11 protein-coding genes, 2 tRNA genes and 2 pseudogenes are annotated in these 18,852 nt (G+C 42.7%); 8 read left to right on the top strand and 7 right to left on the bottom strand.

Annotated features, from left to right (window positions below; all coding sequences use genetic code 11):
• Positions 1-24 precede the first annotated feature (24 nt).
• Positions 25-1,499, bottom strand: a pseudogene (gene gnd, locus JCM10512_RS11230) (decarboxylating NADP(+)-dependent phosphogluconate dehydrogenase).
• Between the two features lie 200 nt (positions 1,500-1,699).
• On the opposite strand from gnd, the gene gmd reads away from it, so the two are divergent.
• The 4 genes and pseudogenes from gmd to JCM10512_RS11250 all read left to right on the top strand — a co-directional run bounded on the left by gmd (position 1,700) and on the right by JCM10512_RS11250 (position 6,808).
• Complete coding sequence (gmd, locus tag JCM10512_RS11235) at positions 1,700-2,770, top strand: GDP-mannose 4,6-dehydratase (protein ID WP_044163100.1); 1,071 nt, start codon at positions 1,700-1,702, stop codon at positions 2,768-2,770.
• Positions 2,771-2,776: 6 nt separating this feature from the next.
• A pseudogene (locus JCM10512_RS11240) lies at positions 2,777-3,921 on the top strand (GDP-L-fucose synthase family protein).
• Positions 3,922-3,975: 54 nt separating this feature from the next.
• Positions 3,976-5,634 carry an AMP-binding protein gene (locus tag JCM10512_RS11245; protein WP_044163102.1) on the top strand — a complete coding sequence of 553 codons (1,659 nt, stop codon included), beginning with the start codon at positions 3,976-3,978 and terminating at the stop codon, positions 5,632-5,634.
• A 25-nt stretch (positions 5,635-5,659) separates the two neighbouring features.
• Complete coding sequence (locus JCM10512_RS11250) at positions 5,660-6,808, top strand: LA_2272 family surface repeat-containing protein (protein WP_044163104.1); 1,149 nt, start codon at positions 5,660-5,662, stop codon at positions 6,806-6,808.
• Here the strand turns inward: JCM10512_RS11250 and JCM10512_RS11255 are convergent.
• From JCM10512_RS11255 to JCM10512_RS11265, 3 genes are all read right to left on the bottom strand, one after another.
• Positions 6,800-8,794, bottom strand: coding sequence for a fructose-bisphosphatase class III (locus JCM10512_RS11255; protein WP_044163107.1), 1,995 nt, complete (start codon positions 8,792-8,794; stop codon positions 6,800-6,802). The genes JCM10512_RS11250 and JCM10512_RS11255 overlap by 9 nt on opposite strands.
• 21 nt (positions 8,795-8,815) lie before the next feature.
• Positions 8,816-10,477, bottom strand: coding sequence for a putative transporter (locus JCM10512_RS11260; RefSeq protein WP_044163109.1), 1,662 nt, complete (start codon positions 10,475-10,477; stop codon positions 8,816-8,818).
• 78 nt (positions 10,478-10,555) lie between these two features.
• Positions 10,556-11,002: a hypothetical protein gene (locus JCM10512_RS11265; protein WP_044163111.1), complete on the bottom strand. Its 447-nt coding sequence runs from the start codon at positions 11,000-11,002 to the stop codon at positions 10,556-10,558.
• 502 nt (positions 11,003-11,504) lie between these two features.
• On the opposite strand from JCM10512_RS11265, the gene JCM10512_RS11270 reads away from it, so the two are divergent.
• Together JCM10512_RS11270 and JCM10512_RS11275 are read left to right on the top strand one after the other, a co-directional pair.
• A tRNA-Ser gene (locus JCM10512_RS11270) sits at positions 11,505-11,594 on the top strand.
• Between the two features lie 61 nt (positions 11,595-11,655).
• Positions 11,656-11,727: transfer RNA gene (locus JCM10512_RS11275), tRNA-Glu, on the top strand.
• Between the two features lie 392 nt (positions 11,728-12,119).
• Here JCM10512_RS11275 and JCM10512_RS11280 read toward each other — a convergent pair.
• A complete protein-coding gene (locus JCM10512_RS11280; protein ID WP_044163113.1) occupies positions 12,120-12,842 on the bottom strand; it encodes a DUF3845 domain-containing protein in 723 nt (240 codons plus the stop codon).
• Between the two features lie 205 nt (positions 12,843-13,047).
• On the opposite strand from JCM10512_RS11280, the gene JCM10512_RS11285 reads away from it, so the two are divergent.
• Positions 13,048-13,632, top strand: a complete 585-nt coding sequence (locus JCM10512_RS11285) for a Crp/Fnr family transcriptional regulator (protein ID WP_044163116.1) — start codon at positions 13,048-13,050, stop codon at positions 13,630-13,632.
• A 1-nt stretch (position 13,633) separates the two neighbouring features.
• Here JCM10512_RS11285 and JCM10512_RS11290 read toward each other — a convergent pair whose 3' ends face one another.
• Both JCM10512_RS11290 and JCM10512_RS11295 read right to left on the bottom strand, forming a co-directional pair.
• Positions 13,634-14,539, bottom strand: a complete 906-nt coding sequence (locus JCM10512_RS11290; protein ID WP_044163118.1) for a helix-turn-helix domain-containing protein — start codon at positions 14,537-14,539, stop codon at positions 13,634-13,636.
• Positions 14,540-14,657: 118 nt separating this feature from the next.
• Positions 14,658-16,595 (bottom strand): sensor histidine kinase, encoded by a 1,938-nt coding sequence (locus JCM10512_RS11295; protein ID WP_081741290.1) that lies wholly within the window; start codon positions 16,593-16,595, stop codon positions 14,658-14,660.
• A 110-nt stretch (positions 16,596-16,705) separates the two neighbouring features.
• Here JCM10512_RS11295 and JCM10512_RS11300 point away from each other — a divergent pair, with 110 nt between their 5' ends.
• Positions 16,706-18,838, top strand: coding sequence for a Tex family protein (locus JCM10512_RS11300; RefSeq protein WP_044163120.1), 2,133 nt, complete (start codon positions 16,706-16,708; stop codon positions 18,836-18,838).
• Positions 18,839-18,852: the final 14 nt, after the last annotated feature.

Genomic DNA, 18,852 nt, shown 5'->3' on the forward strand with positions numbered 1-18,852 from the left:
TCTTATTCTTACTAGTAACTATTCTCACACATTGTATGTGCCGATTGGGTATCACCTCCGTGTCCGGTCCAATTTTCATGGAAGAATTGTCCACGAGCGGTATCTTTCCGTTCAAAGGTATGTGCACCGAAATAGTCACGTTGCGCTTGTACCAGGTTAGCCGGCAAGTCTGATGAAGCCAGCGAATAGAAATAGTTCAAGGCCGAGGAGAAGGCCGGAACTGGCAATTCGGCCGTCATAGCTTGAGCAACCAATGCTTTCCAACCGGGAAGTAACGTTTGCATCTCTTTGCAGAAGTAAGGAGCAAGAAGTAAATGTTCCGGTTTGTCGGCTGCTTCAAAAGCATCGGCTATATCATTTAAGAACACACTTCGAATGATACATCCTCCGCGCCACAGACGAGCAACGGAAGCTAAGTTCAGTTGCCAGCCGAATGTGTCGGACGCACGTTGCAAGACAGCGAATCCCTGAGCATACGAAACCAGTTTGGAAGCGTACAACGCAGAAAAGATGCGGTCAATCCATTCGTTTTTGTCCAAAGTAACAGACGCATGTTGTGGAATAAGCTGGGAAGCGGCAGAAACACGAAGACCTTTTTGGGCCGACAAACTGCGTTCGAATACGGCCGTAGCAATAAGTCCCAGTGGCATTCCAAGCTCCATGGCATTAATAACCGACCATTTACCGGTTCCTTTTTGTCCGGCAGCATCGAGTATCTTATCAATCAGATAATCACCAGATTTATCTTTATGTCGTAATATATTAGTTGTAATCTCAATCAAATAGCTACGGAGTTTCCCCTCGTTCCAACCGTCAAAGACATTCGCCATTTCGTCGTTAGACAAATTCATGAGATTCTTCATCACCCAATAAGCCTCAGCTATCAGCTGCATATCTCCATATTCGATTCCGTTGTGGATCATCTTCACAAAGTGTCCGGAGCCGGCGGGACCAACCCACTCACAGCAAGGCGTTCCATCGGGAGCTTTCGCTGCAATACTTTGTAGAATCGGCTTAACTTCGGGCCAAGCTTTCACAGAACCACCGGGCATGATAGAGGCACCATTCAATGCACCTTCTTCACCGCCCGACACACCGCTACCTACAAAAAGGAAGCCTTTGGACTCGGCGAGTACCACTCGTCGGTTGGTATCTTCATAGTTTGAGTTACCACCGTCGATTAAAATATCACCGGGAGATAATAGGGGGAAAAGTTGTTCCATCAACTCGTCAACCGGACTTCCGGCACGAACCATCATCATGATTTTACGAGGAGCGGCAATTGATTCAACAAAAGCTTTCAGGTCGGTAAAACCATGCAAGTTTTTCCCTTTGGCTCGTCCGTTAATGAATCGTTCGACAACACCTTCTTCTACTCCGGGAACTGTACGATTGTATACCGATACATTCCATCCTTTACTCTCCATGTTCAAAGCGAGATTCTCGCCCATCACCGCCAAACCGATCAAGCCGATATGCGTTTTATTCTGATTTGCCATTTTTTTATAATTTTCTGTTATGTTCTTTATTAAATTACTAACACAAAAACAGGGCAATTGTTCACAGCAAATGGAATAGAAGGGCCTTTTATTACCCTTCCCTTACCTTCGATCAATCAGAAAATAACCCCGGTTCAGTTTGCATATACGACAATAATTAGCGACATTTGCACGCATATTTCAACTAAAGACTATAACATATGAAAAAGGCCCTCATATCAGGCATTACCGGACAAGACGGTTCTTATTTGGCCGAACTTTTATTGCAAAAAGGTTACGAAGTACATGGCATCATGCGCCGTTCTTCTTCTTTCAATACGGGTCGTATCGAACATTTGTATTTTGACGAATGGGTGCGCGACATGAAACAGAAACGTACAATCAACCTGCATTACGGTGATATGACTGATTCCAGCTCATTGATCCGCATCATTCAACAGGTGCAACCGGACGAGATATACAATTTAGCCGCACAAAGCCATGTAAAGGTCTCGTTTGACGTACCTGAATATACGGCCGAAGCGGATGCTATCGGTACCTTACGTATGTTGGAAGCGGTTCGCATCTTGGGATTGGAAAAGAAAACCCGCATTTACCAAGCGTCTACTTCCGAACTCTTCGGATTGGTACAGGAGGTTCCGCAAAAGGAAACAACTCCTTTCTACCCTCGTTCTCCATACGGCGTAGCCAAACAATACGGCTTCTGGATTACAAAGAACTATCGCGAGAGCTACGGCATGTATGCGGTAAACGGCATCTTATTCAACCACGAAAGCGAACGCCGGGGTGAAACGTTTGTCACTCGTAAAATTACATTGGCAGCCGCCCGCATCGCATTAGGCGAACAAGATAAGTTGTATCTGGGCAATCTGGATGCTCGACGAGACTGGGGATATGCCAAAGACTATGTGGAATGTATGTGGCTCATGCTTCAACACGACACACCGGAGGACTTTGTAATTGCTACCGGACAAATGCATACGGTACGTGAATTTGCTACGCTTGCCTTTAAGGAAACAGGCATTGAACTTCGTTGGGAAGGGGAAGGTATTGATGAGAAAGGGATTGATGTTGCTACCGGAAAATCGCTAGTCGAAGTAGATCCTAAATACTTCCGCCCGGCTGAGGTCGAACAGTTGTTGGGTGACCCCACAAAAGCAAAAACATTACTTGGTTGGAACCCATGCCATACTTCTTTTGAAGAATTAGTCAAAATCATGACTCAACATGACATGAAGAAGGTAAAACGCATGATTGAAACCAAACATTAAGAATATATGGAGAAGAATGCCAAAATATACATAGCCGGACATCATGGCCTGGTAGGTTCGGCTATCTGGAAAACCTTGAGAAGAAAGGTTTTACCAACCTATTGGGACGCTCTCACAAGGAGCTGGATTTATTGGATGGAGCTGCTGTCCGCAAGTTTTTCGACGAAGAACAGCCGGATTATGTTTTCCTTGCCGCCGCCTTTGTAGGAGGGATCATGGCGAACAGCATTTATCGTGCCGACTTCATCTACAAAAACATGCAGATTCAACAGAATGTGATCGGTGAAAGCTTTCGTCACAAGGTGAAAAAGCTGCTTTTCCTGGGAAGTACCTGCATCTATCCGCGCGACGCTCAACAGCCAATGCAAGAGGATACCTTACTTACTTCTCCGTTGGAATACACGAATGAGCCGTATGCCATCGCAAAAATAGCAGGCCTGAAAATGTGCGAGAGTTTCAACCTCCAATATGGCACAAACTATATTGCAGTGATGCCGACCAATCTCTACGGGCCTAATGACAATTTCGACTTGGAACGCAGCCATGTATTACCGGCTATGATTCGTAAAATTCATCTAGCACACTGCCTGAAAGAAGGGGATTGGAATGCGATAAGTAAAGACCTCAATCTCCGTCCGGTAGAAGGCATTGACGGAAGCAGTCCGAAAGAAGATATCTTGGCAATTCTCAATAAATACGGTATTTGCGATACAGCAGTAACTCTCTGGGGAACAGGTACTCCATTACGTGAATTCCTTTGGAGTGAAGAGATGGCGGACGCCAGCGTCTTCGTGATGGAACATGTTGACTTTAAGGATACTTATCAGCAAGGGGACAAAGAAGTGCGCAATTGCCACATCAACATTGGTACCGGAAAGGAAATCAGCATTCGCCACCTGGCCGAGTTGATTGTTAAAACAGTTGGCTACCAAGGTAAGTTGACCTTCGATAGCAGCAAACCTGATGGCACAATGCGCAAACTGACCGATCCTTCCAAATTGCATGCGTTAGGTTGGCATCACCAAATTGAAATAGAAGAAGGTGTAAGCCGTATGTATCAATGGTATATGGCAAATAGCCAATTAACTCATAAAAAGACTCCACGGAGAATTAATAGTTGCACTCTATTAATTCTCCGTTTTTATTTTTAGTTTTCCACAGAATAACTATATTTGCACAGTTTAATATCAAATGTGCAAAAAACAATGGAACAAAGTTTTATAGCTTACATTGAGAATAGTATCAAAAACAATTGGGATCTGGATGCCCTGACAGACTACAAAGGAGCTACACTTCAATATAAAGACGTAGCCCGTAAGATTGAAAAGATACATATCATTTTTGAAGAAAGCGGAATCCGCAAAGGTGACAAGATCGCAGTTTGCGGACGAAACAGTTCCCATTGGGGAGTTACTTTCCTTGCCACACTGACTTATGGTGCAGTAGTCGTTCCGATCCTTCACGAGTTTAAAGCAGACAATGTACACAATATCGTCAACCACTCCGAAGCTAAACTTCTTTTTGTGGGGGACATGGTTTGGGAAAACCTTAACGAATCGGCCATGCCGCTACTTGAAGGTATCCTAATGATGAATGACTTTACCGTATTGGTGTCACGAAGCGAGCGTCTGACTTATGCACGCGAACATCTAAATGAATTATTCGGGAAGAAATATCCGAAGAACTTCCGTAAGGAGCATATTGTATACCACCAAGATCACCCTGAAGAACTTGCTGTAATCAATTACACATCGGGAACCACCAGCTATTCCAAAGGGGTAATGCTCCCCTACCGCAGTTTGTGGTCTAACACCAAATTCGCATTTGAAGTACTCCCACTACAAGCGGGAGATAAAATAGTATCTATGCTCCCGATGGCGCATATGTATGGACTGGCGTTTGAATTCTTATACGAATTCGCGGTGGGCTGCCAGATTTACTTCCTGACCCGAATGCCAAGTCCCAAGATTATTTTCCAAGCCTTTGCCGAAGTGAAACCAAGACTAATTGTCGCAGTACCGTTGATTATTGAAAAGATTATCAAAAAGAGCGTACTTCCCAAATTGGAAACTCCGACTATGAAGCTACTGTTGAAGGTACCTATTATTAATGATAAGATTAAATCAACCGTTCGCGAAGAGGTAATTAAGGGATTCGGAGGAAACTTTGCTTCGGTCATTGTAGGAGGAGCTGCTTTCAATCAGGAAGTAGAACAATTCCTTAAGATGATTGAGTTCCCTTATACCGTAGGTTACGGTATGACTGAGTGCGGACCGATTATCTGCTACGAAGATTGGGCTACATTCAAACAAGGATCTTGCGGAACAGCCGCTCCACGTATGGAGGTTAAGATATTATCTTCTGATCCGGAAAACATACCGGGAGAAATTGTCTGCCGGGGACCGAATGTGATGCTGGGATATTATAAAAATGAAGAAGCGACCAAAGAGGTTATCGATAAAGATGGTTGGTTGCATACCGGTGACCTGGCCTTAATCGATGCGCAGGGAAATGTAACAATCAAAGGACGCAGCAAGAACATGCTACTCAGTGGCAGCGGACAAAACATCTATCCGGAAGAGATTGAAGACAAGCTGAATAACTTGCCTTATGTTGCTGAAAGTATTATTGTACAGCAGAATGAAAGACTGGTAGGCTTGGTATACCCCGATTTTGACGAGGCGTTTGCAAGCGGCCTTACTCACGACGACATTGAACGTGTGATGGAAGAAAACCGGATAGCGCTGAATGCATTACTACCGACATATAGCCAAATCGCGAAGATGAAGATTTATCCGGAAGAGTTTGAAAAAACGCCGAAGAAGTCTATCAAGAGATTCCTGTATCAGGAAGCCAAAGGATAAGTGTAAACTTCAACTTATAGTTCCTATGGATATAAAAAGAAACATATTAACGGCAGCTATACTTATGGCTGCCGTTTGTTTACCGGCTCAGAATAAAAGTGCCGGTATTAATCTTTCTATTTGGAAAGGTATCTCTACACAACCGCTCGACAGTACACAAACCACCTACATCAACCTAGGTGTTGTGTCTAGTATGAACCGACTGAACGGAGTTGGTCTCAATATATTGGGTGGAATAACACAAAGAGACATGAACGGTGTACAGGTATCCGGGCTGGTTAATGTGGCAAGCGGTAGTATGCGAGGTGTTCAACTTTCGGGTATCAGCAACATTGCAGGTAACAATACGACCGGTGTTGCGGCTACTGGGCTTGTGAGCATCACAGGCAATAATGTTCGAGGTGTAATCCTCTCGGGACTAACCACCATTACAGGAAATAACGCCTCCGGAGTAGTTGTCGGTGGACTCATGACTGTTACAGGCGATAAAGTCAGTGGTGTACAGTTAGCCGGACTAGCCAATATTACCGGAACAACGTACAACGGTGTCATGGCTTCGGGCTTACTGAATGTAACCGGAGGGAACATCAACGGAATTCAGATCTCTGGAATTGGTAACATCGCTGCTAACTCGCTCAATGGTATGCAGATTGGTTTGTGTAACTATGCCACGAAAGTACATGGCGTGCAAGTCGGACTGATAAACTATTACCGTACGGAAATGAAGGGTCTCCAATTGGGACTGGTCAATGCGAATCCTGATACAAGAGTACAGATGATGGTATTTGGTGGAAACGCCACAAAAACTAACGTAGCTGCCCGCTTTAAAAACGAGTTGTTCTATACCATTATAGGAGCCGGTACGCATTACCTGGATTTTAGCGATAAATTCTCAGCATCTGTATTTTATCGTGCGGGGCTGTCGGTCCCTCTCTGCAAAAAGCTTTCCTTAAGCGGAGATTTGGGATACCAACACATCGAAACATTCAAGAATAAAGATTACGGAATACCCAAACGTCTATATGCTCTACAAGCACGCGTCAACTTGGAATATCAGCTGACCGATAAGTTCGGCGTATTCGCCACAGGAGGTTATGGCGGTAGCCGCTACTACAACAAATCGCGCACTTATGACAAAGGCGCGATCGTTGAAGCAGGCGTTATCTTATTTTAATTCTTTTATTAATCCGTTACGGTAGGCTACGAGTAACTTCTTCAGATCCTGAATCTGGGTTACCAGTTCCCTACCCTTATCGGTATCTTTCACCATCATTCGCTGTGAGTTGAACTCCAACACGAAGTTGGTCGACTTGATATCCAATCCTTCTTCAATGGCTTTCTGTCTTGACTGGAAAGGATCATGCTGCACCAACTGCATGCCATGTGAATGATATACCAACGTATATCCGGCAATACCCGTTTCCGGCTGATAGGCTTTGGAGAAACCACCGTCTATCACAAACAGTTTTCCATTGGCCCGCATGGGTTGCTCACCTTGAATGGTCTTGACCGGTACGTGCCCGTTGATGATGTGCGAGTGTGGTCCGTGCATGCCGAATTCCTCTAATATCTTATCACATATATCTTCTTGATCCCGCAAGGTATAGTAATGCCCTTTCTTCTCTTTATGCAACGCTTTATCTTCTACAAAGTATCGCTCAAAGGTTGCCATCTTATCTTTATCGAATAAGGGAGCATTCGGACCGCACCACATGTACCAAATATAGTCGAGTGCGAATTCTTTATCTTCTTCCCCGTCTTCATCGAAGTAGGCTGTCCGAATCAGTTGATCGGACTTATCAAGCAATTTCCGTCCCCAATATTCTTTGCCACAAATTCGTATACGCCTAAAGCTACCGTCTTCGTTCAAAGGTACCGAAGCATGGTAAAGAAGGTTGGAGTTACATACCAGATACATACCTCCATAGGTAAATAGGCATCGCATATGTTTCTTGAGCTTCTCACTATTCATGAATGAGCAATGGATCTTCTCCACCAGTTCTTGCTCTTCCTCCGTCAATCGATACGGATCGGCAGGATCTATCGTGGGGAAATAGGTATCACGCAAAGCGTATTCTTTGCCTTCATATACAAATACCCCACGTTCAAAGTCTATTTTGTCCAGCAGTTTACGATTAGCCATTTCAAATTCCGGGCGGCGATCAATAACCTCAGCCTCCAATTTAAACTGGATAATGGTAATTGCCTTATGCATTTGAGTGATCAGACGCAAGGTCTTTTCATTATAATGCGCATCGGCAAAACTGGCCTTCGGAGCAAAGATCGTACAAGGATCGTCACCGTAAGTATCCATGGCAAAAGTCGCCAACGGCAACAGATTTATTCCATATCCGTCTTCAAGAGTTCCCAGGTTACCGTAACGCATCGACATACGGATCACATTGGCAATACAGCAGTCGTTACCCGCAGCAGCTCCCATCCAAAGGATGTCGTGATTTCCCCACTGAATATCGAAGTTATGATAATTGCATAAAGTGTCCATGATAATATGAGCACCGGGACCTCGATCGAATATATCGCCAACAATATGCAAGGAATCGATCGTCAAACGCTGAATCAAATTACACATGGCTATGATAAAATCGTCTGCTCGTCTGGTTGATATAATCGTACTGACAATGACATTGATATAAGCATGCTTATTGGGCTCGACGGATGATTCGTGCAGCAACTCCTGAATTATATACGAGAATTCGGGTGGCAACGATTTGCGTACTTTCGAACGGGTATATTTGGAGGATACATTCTGGCAAACTTTCACTAATTGATTCAGTGTAATCAGATACCAATCATCCAAATCTTTCTCACGCAACTTGACTAACTGAATCTTCTCTTCAGGATAATAAATCAGCGTACAAATCTCCTTCTTCTCCACTTCGCGCAACGTATTGCCGAATATCTCGTTTACTTTACGCTTCACAGATCCCGAAGCATTTTTCAACACATGCTGAAATGCTTCATACTCACCATGAATATCGGTCAGAAAGTGTTCTGTCCCCTTAGGCAGATTCAAAATAGCCTCTAGGTTAATAATTTCCGTACTAGCATCGGCTATGGTAGGAAAACTACGGGAAAGCAACTGCAAGTAGCGTAGATCGCTCATTATGCTTTCAGGACTAATGTTGTTTTGTGCAGTCATATCTATTAGGTTAATCAGAATTTATAAAAGGAACATAAGTAAGACCTGCGCAATAATCACCCGCAAGAACATACTCAACGGATAGACCGTAGCGTATGCTACCGAGGAATTATCACCAGGCAATGTATCGTTTACATAGTTCAGCGCCATCGGATTTGCCATACTTCCACATAGCATACCTGACACCGAACCGAAATCTATTTTCATTATTTTAAATGCGATGATTCCCACTATAGTCGTTGGAATTACCGTCAGGCCAAATCCCATCAAAATCCAGAGGAGGCCTTCCAGACGAAATACCGTTTCGAAGAAATGAGCTCCTGCATCTAGTCCTAAACAAGCCAAGTACATGGAAAGTCCTAAAGCGCGAAGCATCAAGTTTGCACTCCGGGTAGTATAGGTAATCATATGTATCCGGGGGCCGAATGTGCCTAGTAAGATACCCACAATGATCGGTCCACCAGCCAGTCCTAATTTAACAGGCGTACTGATTCCCGGTATTGAAAACGGAATACTTCCTAATGCCAAACCTAAGATAATACCAATGAAGACAACTACCAGATTGGGCTCTTTCAGGCTTTTGATAGCATTCCCTAAAACCTTTTCAACATTTCGAATAGCCGCTGCTTCTCCTACAACGGTTAATCGATCTCCCAATTGCAGGATCAAACCCGGAGTGGCCAGTAACTGTACACCTGAGCGATATACACGACTGATATTGATGCCATAATTATTCCGCAAACGAAGTGAACCGAGCTTTTTACCATTCAATTCCGGACGAGTCACCACAATGCCTTGTGAAATCAATTCACTATCTATTGCATTCCAGTCAATATCATCTTTATTCCAATCCGTATTTTCCTGTTCGCCAAACAGTACAGTTAAGGGCAACGCATCTTTCTCAGAAGCAACCACCAGCAGTCGGTCACCTTCTTTCAATATTTTCTCTGAAGTGGGAATACTCACATGACCATCACGCCACAAACGAGAAATCACAAATTTCGGATAACTCATGTGGCCAATATCTTTGATGCTTTTGTTGAAAATTGCGGGATTGTGTACCTGAAAGGCAGCAATATAGGGTTTGTTCGCATCATCTTTTTCTTTCAGTTGCATGTCTTCTTTGCGAACCAGCAGCTTGCGGATGAAAAGCACGGCAAGAATTACGCCAACTACTCCTAAAGGATATGCGACCGCACATCCCAATGCAGGTGAATTACTCTCAAGCCCCATCTGTTTCAGAGTTTGTTGCGCGGCTCCCAATGCAGGCGTATTGGTAGTAGCACCGCAAAGAATACCCACCATGTCCGGTAAGGAAACTCCTGTGGTATAACTACAAGCCACAGCCATCAACGTGCCTAGCAGCACCACTCCCAGCGCAAGCATATTCAAAGTGACTCCTCCTTTGCGGAAAGAACTGAAGAACCCCGGCCCCACTTGTAAGCCTAGTGAATAGACAAATATGACTAGCCCGAAGCTCTCTGCGTAGTTTAACATCTGCGGATCGATGGAGAGGCCAAAGTGTCCCGCCAGGATACCGGCAAAGAAAACAAAAGTTACCCCCAGTGAGATCCCTCCAATATGTATTCTACCAAGTCCTAATCCAATGGCGGAAACCAATGAAAGGACAACCACAGCTTGTAAAGCAGAATGTTCAAAAAACAATTCAAATAACCACTCCATGTGTACTTTTTGCTAATGCGGTGCAAAGATAGAAACTATTTAGCCGCATACAAAACTTTACTATCGCAAAAAGCAGGATTATCTGACTCCTTCAAATTCCACATAATTATTCCGCCCGTCCAAATAACCGCTTAATCGATTTCCACCCAGGTAAACATTATCAAAGTAAGAGATATCATTAGCTGCGTAATACATACGGATGGATGTCTGTGCGTAATTTTCCCAATTCCAACGGAAGTTATGTTCAAAGGTCTCTACAACACCATTCGGATATTCTACCCGCAAATAATCGACTCCGGTTCGATCCATGTAAAAGTCCCACTCCTGGCGACAACGATTACCGTTCGCATCCCAATAAAAGCTCACCCAAGTACGGCTACACAACTCAGAAGAACGGTTGTAATAAGAGCTACCAATATCATCACGATCATAAAAATCGCGTATTTCCACTTCACAAGATGTTAGATTCACTAACAACACGGCCATCAAAGCCAAACGTAAATATTTAAAAGCTTTCGTTTTCATATCATTATTTTTTAGAGTTCTACTTTCAATAAGACAAAAGTAGAGAATGGTATTTCCCTTGCAAACTGAATTCGCCTATTAGATGGAGGGGAATAGCCTAAATTCAAGAGGGAAATTACCCTCTCATAGCTCTTTTTTGTTAATAAACCAATTAGTTATGTCAAACATTGTTATAGATAAGCGTTTTCCCCTTATTTTATTTGCGAATATCCATCATATCCGTATCTTTGCAATGTGTTTTTCATAGTATTAGATTTAAGGTTAACAAAAGATTGGCTGTCTGGGATAGATAGCCTTTTTTTATGCCCAATTTTTAGCTCCCTCTAAATAGTCTGAAGAAAGAACGAGAAGATTACAAAAAAAATAATTCGTTTAACATTTGAGCCATAGCGCCTTACAGATTCATTCCGTTAAACAGACAAAAAAATATTGCTGAAACATTTGCGTAGTCCAAAAGTTCCCCCTATATTTGCACCGCATTTGAGAGAAAATGCAGGTTGAAGGAAGTTTGGGTGAGTGGCTGAAACCACCAGTTTGCTAAACTGACGTACGGGTGACTGTACCGGGGGTTCGAATCCCCCAGCTTCCGCCAAAGTAACAAAAAGAAAAGAGCTAGGTGTAATACTTAGCTCTTTTTGACTCTTTCAGAATCCGGTGGGTTCGTCTAACGGTTAGGACACATGCCTCTCACGCATGTAATACGAGTTCGATTCTCGTACTCACTACAAATTAGCTATCAGGCAGTTACAAATCATAGTAGCTGCTTTTTTTATACCATTACTCTTGGTTTAGTCCCGCTTTATACGATTCGTAGCGAGTATTAATTAATTCCGCTATACAAATTTGGTGCAATTATTATCCAGATCTATACGGTTTAATTATCTTTGCATCTAATTATTACATGAGACAACGATATACAAAGATTTATATAAACAATAAAACTGCAAATTATGTTGAGCCGAATCATTGCTATGGTCATAGCCGGAGTTATTATAGTCTACCTGGTACGTTGGATAGATAACTTCTTCTCCAGACGTTCGAGATAACTATCTAACGCTGCTATACAGCTTCAGATGCTCTGGTGTCTAACAATTAGTAGTCACACCACAGCCTTTTTTTATTTTTCCTGCTGCTTGTATATTTCCAAATAAGATTCTTTATCTATTCGAAGCTGAATATTTTCCTCACTTTCCTGTCCGGACAAGTTTACAAACAAATTAAAGTAAAGCTGACTAAACGATAAATCGTAGCGTTCGTAAGTTATATCGAATGTACAAGTCCGTCTAGCCGAATCGAAAGTACCGAAAGCAGAACCTCCTTTACACATAAAAACTTCCGTTTGGGTAGCCGGTGGGTAGAGATGAAAAGCAGACGCCAACTGAGCGTAGGCATAATCAACTATCCAAGCATCACCTTTCAATAGGAGTGTTCCCTTCAGGCGTAACTTTACCGCATATTTACCGGCAATATCCGTTGCAAAAACCGGCAACTGATTCTCAGCAGCAAAATCTCCATCTTTATATCCCAGACTCATATTCATTTGAGTCTCTCCTACTCCATCAAAGCCTTCGACTGAGACATCACGCTGCTGATTTTTCAAATTAAACATAAATGTCAACTTACCGATAGTCGGATCTCCCGGATAACCGGCCAACGTATCTAATACATAATCGTCCAGATTAGCACTCCGGGCAATCAATGTTGCTTCACTAGTTTCCGAAAGATTCGCATTCCCTCTTTCAATATCAATATTACCCACCGGATAATAAATGGCATCATTATCACGTACACAGCTACAAAAGCAACACAGCAGTCCAACAAAAAGAATGATCTTACTCATTTTCGATTCGTATATATTAAATTAAGGAAGCAAAAATAGTAATAAAACAGGTAGTCATGCGTAAATCATCTTTTCTTTAACGTTCATTTCAAAGAATAGAAGCATTTACAAACCAATTTGTCCGAACTAAAATAGTTTTTTTGATCTCACGCTTGATCTATGTCAACTGTTTTATTACTTTTGCATAGAACAAAACTGAATAAACATGGATCCATTATTACGAGAGACTGTAAACGCTGTTGTAAACTCACGCTTCCCGGAAATGAGCCTTGAAGGCCGACGCTTACTCGAAAGCGTATTAATACGAAAGGAAATCCCTAAGGGACAAATTGCGCTGAATGAAGGAGAGGTATGCCATGAATTAGTTTTTGTAGGCAAAGGAATGCTTAGACAGTTCTATTATAAAAACGGAAAAGATATCACCGAGCACTTTTCTTATGAAGGATGTATTGTGATTTGCATCGAGAGTTTCTTGAAACAGGAACCGACTCGCCTAATGGTAGAAACGTTGGAGCCTGCCGTAATTTACCTATTCCCTTACGAATTGGTACAGAAACTGACTCGGGAGAACAGTGAAATTAATATGTTTTACCGGAAGATACTGGAATACTCTCTGATCGTTTCACAAATCAAAGCTGACTCATGGAGGTTTGAAAATGCGCACGACCGGTATAATTTCTTATTCAAAAGCCACCCGGAGGTGATTAAACGTGCTCCATTAGCACATATCGCCTCTTACCTATTGATGACACCGGAAACATTAAGCCGCGTGCGTTCGGGAGCCTTATAGATTATAGTCTGGCCTTTCGGTACTCCTTAGGAGACATGCCTGTGTTGTGCTTAAAGTATTTCCCGAAAAAAGACTGATTGGCGAAGTTCAAGCAATTGGCTATCTCCTGTATATTCATACTCGACGAATTTAATAATGCTTTGGCTTCCTGCACTACAAATTCATCAATCCAATCGCCTGCCGTCTTTCCGCTAACTTCCTTAATTACACCGGAGAGATGTTTTGGAGTTAAACAAAGCTGATCGGCATAATACTTCACACTGCGCTCTGACTGGTATGCTTGTGTCAACTCTTCATAAAAGCGTTCAAAGAGATACTCTTTGCGGCTTTTTAATCCCAATTGAGCTGCGGTAGCGGGAATATGGCGGCGAAAGATATTACAAAGTTCATAGAAGCAAGCTTGCAGAATTCCTAATACAGTTTCGCGCTGATAACTGTTTGCATTATCCTTCATCTTTTTCCAGATCAGAGAATAATACTCCAGGAACATCTGTTGTTCCTCAGTTGTAATCGCTACACAAGGAGTATCTTTCATAACAAAGAAGAGAGACAGTATATCCGCCATTTTGGGCAACGACTCCATAACCTTCTTGGAAACAGCAAGAAAGACTGCATGAAAGTCTTCGCTAACCTCTCGATTTTCGATTATTTGATTCGGCAGAACGACTAAGACCTTCCCTGACCTGAATTCATATTCCCTCAAATTGACATTAATCTGACTATGTCCGGTAAGACATAATCCAATCCCCGCAACATCCAAACGATTTGGAGAACACAAGGCTTGCACCGCATCTAACGTATCAAGCATTACAATATCATCACCAATCACTCTGACTCCTGCCTTTGCCAATTGGTTGGAATGCAAAAAGGTAGAAATCCCAATCTTAGGAACACTTTGTACTTCCATAGCTTTCTTTTTAAAAGCCAAAGTTACCAACCAATCATATAAAAGCAAGCGTGCCCCTCTAATTATCAGACAAATAGAACAATCCTATCTCCTATTGGAACACTTGCTGAAGAAAATATTAATTTATTTCAGGCTTTTCTGCGGATAAAGGATGTGAAAACATAAAACGCGCTCCACCTGTATAGGCTTCATCAATCCATATTTCTCCATGCCACTTATGTACCAGCAACTGACAAATAGAGAGTCCCAACCCGGTACCGGGAGCATATTCATTCAACTTTTCAAACCGCTCGAACACTTGCCTGTGTTTTTCTTTCGGAATGCCGCAGCCTGTATCTGTCACCGAAAAGACGGCTTTTTCATCTGTAATCGCAAATTCTAATGTAACCGTTCCATTCTCCGTAAACTTATCAGCGTTCGATAGTAAGTTAATCAAAACTTGTTGCAGGCGTTGTACGTCGGTACTCATAAGAAACTCGGTATATTGACTCGTAAACAAAAAGCGATTTCCGGTTTGGTGAGATACACTGATTAAAGATATCACCTGTTCGCAAATCTGAATCACATCACAGGCTTCCCAGTTCAATGTCACTCGATTGGCTTCCAGCCGCGAAAGATCCAAAATATCATTAATCAAGCGAAGCAACATTTCAGAGTTTGTTTGAATGATGCGCGAGTACAATCTTTGTTCTTCCATCGTACTTCCCTCTGCAGTTAAAACTTCAGAGAAACCGACTATGGAGTTCAATGGAGTACGTATTTCATGGCTCATATTAGCCAAAAAGGCACTTTTCAAACGATTGGACTCTTCAGCCCTATCTTTAGCTATTCGCAACTCTTTGTCCGAGTCCAACAATCGGTCTTTCAATCGCTTCGTTCGAATATAATAGAACAACGAGACAAACAAGCCCAACGTTAAAGCAGCAAAAGCAATCATAGCAGCCCAAATCTGATAGGTATACTGCTCGTAGAACGAAACAGGTTGGTTGACCAAGGTCACTCCAAAAGGAAGAGCATGAACATCAAGTTGAAGTTCCTTCACTTTCTCACTGTCCAACACAGCCTTACTCTTAATCATATTGAGATGAGTGGTTGTATCTTCAGGATGCTTATCTATGTTGATAGAAGCTTTTGCCATATCTTCACCCAATCGGGTGTAGTCGGGTATCACCCCGCCAATAGCCCAATATCCCAACCCTACTGAGGAAGGCGTAAACACTGGAACTGTTGGGTTGGCTTCCATCATGGTATAGGTAGCATTTCGCATAAAGTAGCCTTCATTCTTATCAATGCGCCATGTACCAATGAGAACAACCGAATTCTTCGGTAGGCTACGCAGTTCATCTACAATTGTATAAATCGTATGCCTGCGTCCATCAAGCAGATCCAGTTCCAGATCAGGATACTTCCTCATCTCTTTACGCACTAAAGCTTGCATCGTAACCCCTCCGTACGTGTTATCCGATATAAATACAATGTGCCGGGTATTCGGATAGAAACTCTTAATCATTCGTATGTTACCATCGATATCATATTGATTCATAAATCCGGCACGCAACTCCGGAACTTTGATATCGCCTGATAGAAAGTCTAAAGACTCCGGCATCCACGTATCTAACAGGGCGGTCGAGTCTTTCGGCAATACCACCACATTATTACTAACCAAGCTGCACATGATCGGAACCTTAACCGGAATAGAGTCACGCACGGAAAGATAAGCAGCCCAAGCTTCCTGACCGAATAAAATAATCTGTATAGGCAAAGTTTTTTCACTATACTTCGACAGGATTTGTTTTAAAGCGTTCGACCACCGGGAAGCTTCCGCAAAGCTTTTGCAATTTAAGTTTTCAATAACAATATCCCGCTTCCCTCCCAACTTGCGATATCCCTCCATGTAATCCGATATAGCAATGGATGTTTGATGGGCAGCAGGATTATATGAACAAACAATGAGGATGGGTCTATGATCGGAAATACCGGCACTGATTCTAGAAGGATACGAGATCCCAAGAACTATGATAAGCAGAGATAATATACTTCTTGTATGGAACGACATATTTCATTCGTTTAATAGTTTACTCTTAATACGATGTGCAAATATAGTAAAAGTTGCCAGTTAGTAACATTATTATGCCTATTTTTGTCGTTCACTTATTGCAAAAAAATATGGTACTATTTTATCAAATGATTTCCAGCTCACTGGGAATACCCGAAAAACAAATAAAGAGCACGCTCCAACTTCTGGAAGAAGGAGCCACTATTCCATTCATCAGCCGCTATCGAAAAGAAGTAACCGGGGGGCTGGACGAAGTACAAATAGAACAAATAAAGGAGCAAAACGACAAGCTTTCCGATATAGCCAAACGAAAAGAAACAATCCTTAAAACGATTGATGAACAAGGTAAATTAACTGCCGAGATCAAAAACCGAATCTCTAATACATGGACGCCAACCGAACTCGAGGACATCTATCTTCCTTATAAGCCTAAGCGCAAAACACGTGCGGAAGCAGCACGCCAAAAAGGTTTGGAGCCGCTAGCTATACTCTTATTGGTGCAGCGTGAAAATAATTTGGCTGCCCGAGCTGCCTCTTTTGTCAAAGGAGAAGTAAAAGACGTGGAAGATGCCATTAAAGGTGCCCGCGACATTATTGCCGAACAAGTAAACGAGGATGAACGTTCTCGCAACATGCTTCGTAACCAATTCAATCGCCAAGCTATAATTACAGCCAAAGTAGTTAAAGGAAAAGAAGAAGAGGCTGCTAAATATCAAGACTATTTTGATTTTTCCGAATCAATGAAGCGTTGTACATCGCACCGTTTACTAGCCATCCGTCGTGCTGAGTCGGAAGGTCTGCTTAAAGTCTCCATCAGTCCGGTAGACGAAGAATGCGTTGAACGCTTGGAGCGTCAGTATGTACACAACGATAACGAATGCGGACGCCAAGTGGCAGAAGCTGTTGCCGATGCTTACAAACGATTACTAAAACCTTCCATAGAAACCGAATTTGCTGCACAAGCCAAGGAGAAAGCTGACGAAGAAGCAATTCGCGTATTCACAGAGAACCTTCGCCAACTGCTTCTCTCTCCTCCGTTAGGACAAAAGCGGGTATTAGCTATCGACCCGGGGTTCCGTACAGGCTGCAAGGTTGTTTGCTTGGATGCTCAAGGTAACTTGTTGCATAACGAGAATATATACCCCCACCCTCCTGTAAACAAGACCTCCGAAGCTGCTTCAAAACTACGTAAAATGATTGAAGCTTACGAGATCGAGGCCATCTGTATTGGCAATGGTACAGCCAGCCGGGAGACTGAGGACTTCATTAACCGCCAAACATTCGACCGACAAATTCCGGTATTTGTAGTTAGCGAACAGGGAGCTTCCATATACTCTGCCTCCAAAACCGCACGTGATGAGTTCCCTGATTATGATGTGACCGTACGAGGTTCAGTATCAATCGGACGAAGACTAATGGATCCGCTTGCCGAACTAGTAAAAATAGATCCGAAATCAATTGGTGTAGGGCAATATCAACACGATGTAGATCAGACAAAACTGAAGAAAGCTCTCGACCAGACTGTCGAGAATTGTGTGAACTTGGTGGGAGTTAACCTGAATACCGCCAGTAGTCACTTACTTACATATATATCGGGGTTAGGACCTCAACTGGCTCAGAATATAGTAAACTATCGCGCTGAGAATGGAGCTTTTGATTCGCGAAAGGAATTATTGAAAGTTCCCCGCATGGGCGTTAAAGCTTTTGAACAATGTGCCGGTTTTCTACGTATCCCGCAGGGTAAGAGCCTATTAGACAACACAGCTGTACATCCGGAAAGCTACCACATTGTAGAGCAAATGGCTAAAGACCTGAAATGTAGCGTAGCTGAATTGATAGCCGATAAAGAACTCCGCCGGAAAATCAACATTGCCAATTATATCACTCCTACCGTTGGCATGCCTACTCTACAGGATATTATACAAGAACTGGATAAACCGGGCCGCGACCCTCGTAAGAGTATTAAAGTGTTTGAATTCGACAAAAATGTACGTACCATCAACGATCTTCACGAAGGAATGATTCTGCCGGGTATCGTAGGAAATATCACTAACTTCGGAGCATTTGTAGATATAGGAATTAAAGAAAACGGACTCGTACACCTTTCTCAATTGGCAGACCGTTTTATCTCCGACCCTACAGAGGTTGTTTCCATCCATCAACATGTCATGGTTAAAATCATAAGTGTAGATAACGATCGAAAACGTATCCAACTCTCAATGGTGGGTGTTCCACAGGAATAAATAGATTTTCTATC

Source organism: Bacteroides reticulotermitis JCM 10512, assembly GCF_000517545.1.
Taxonomy (GTDB): domain Bacteria; phylum Bacteroidota; class Bacteroidia; order Bacteroidales; family Bacteroidaceae; genus Bacteroides; species Bacteroides reticulotermitis.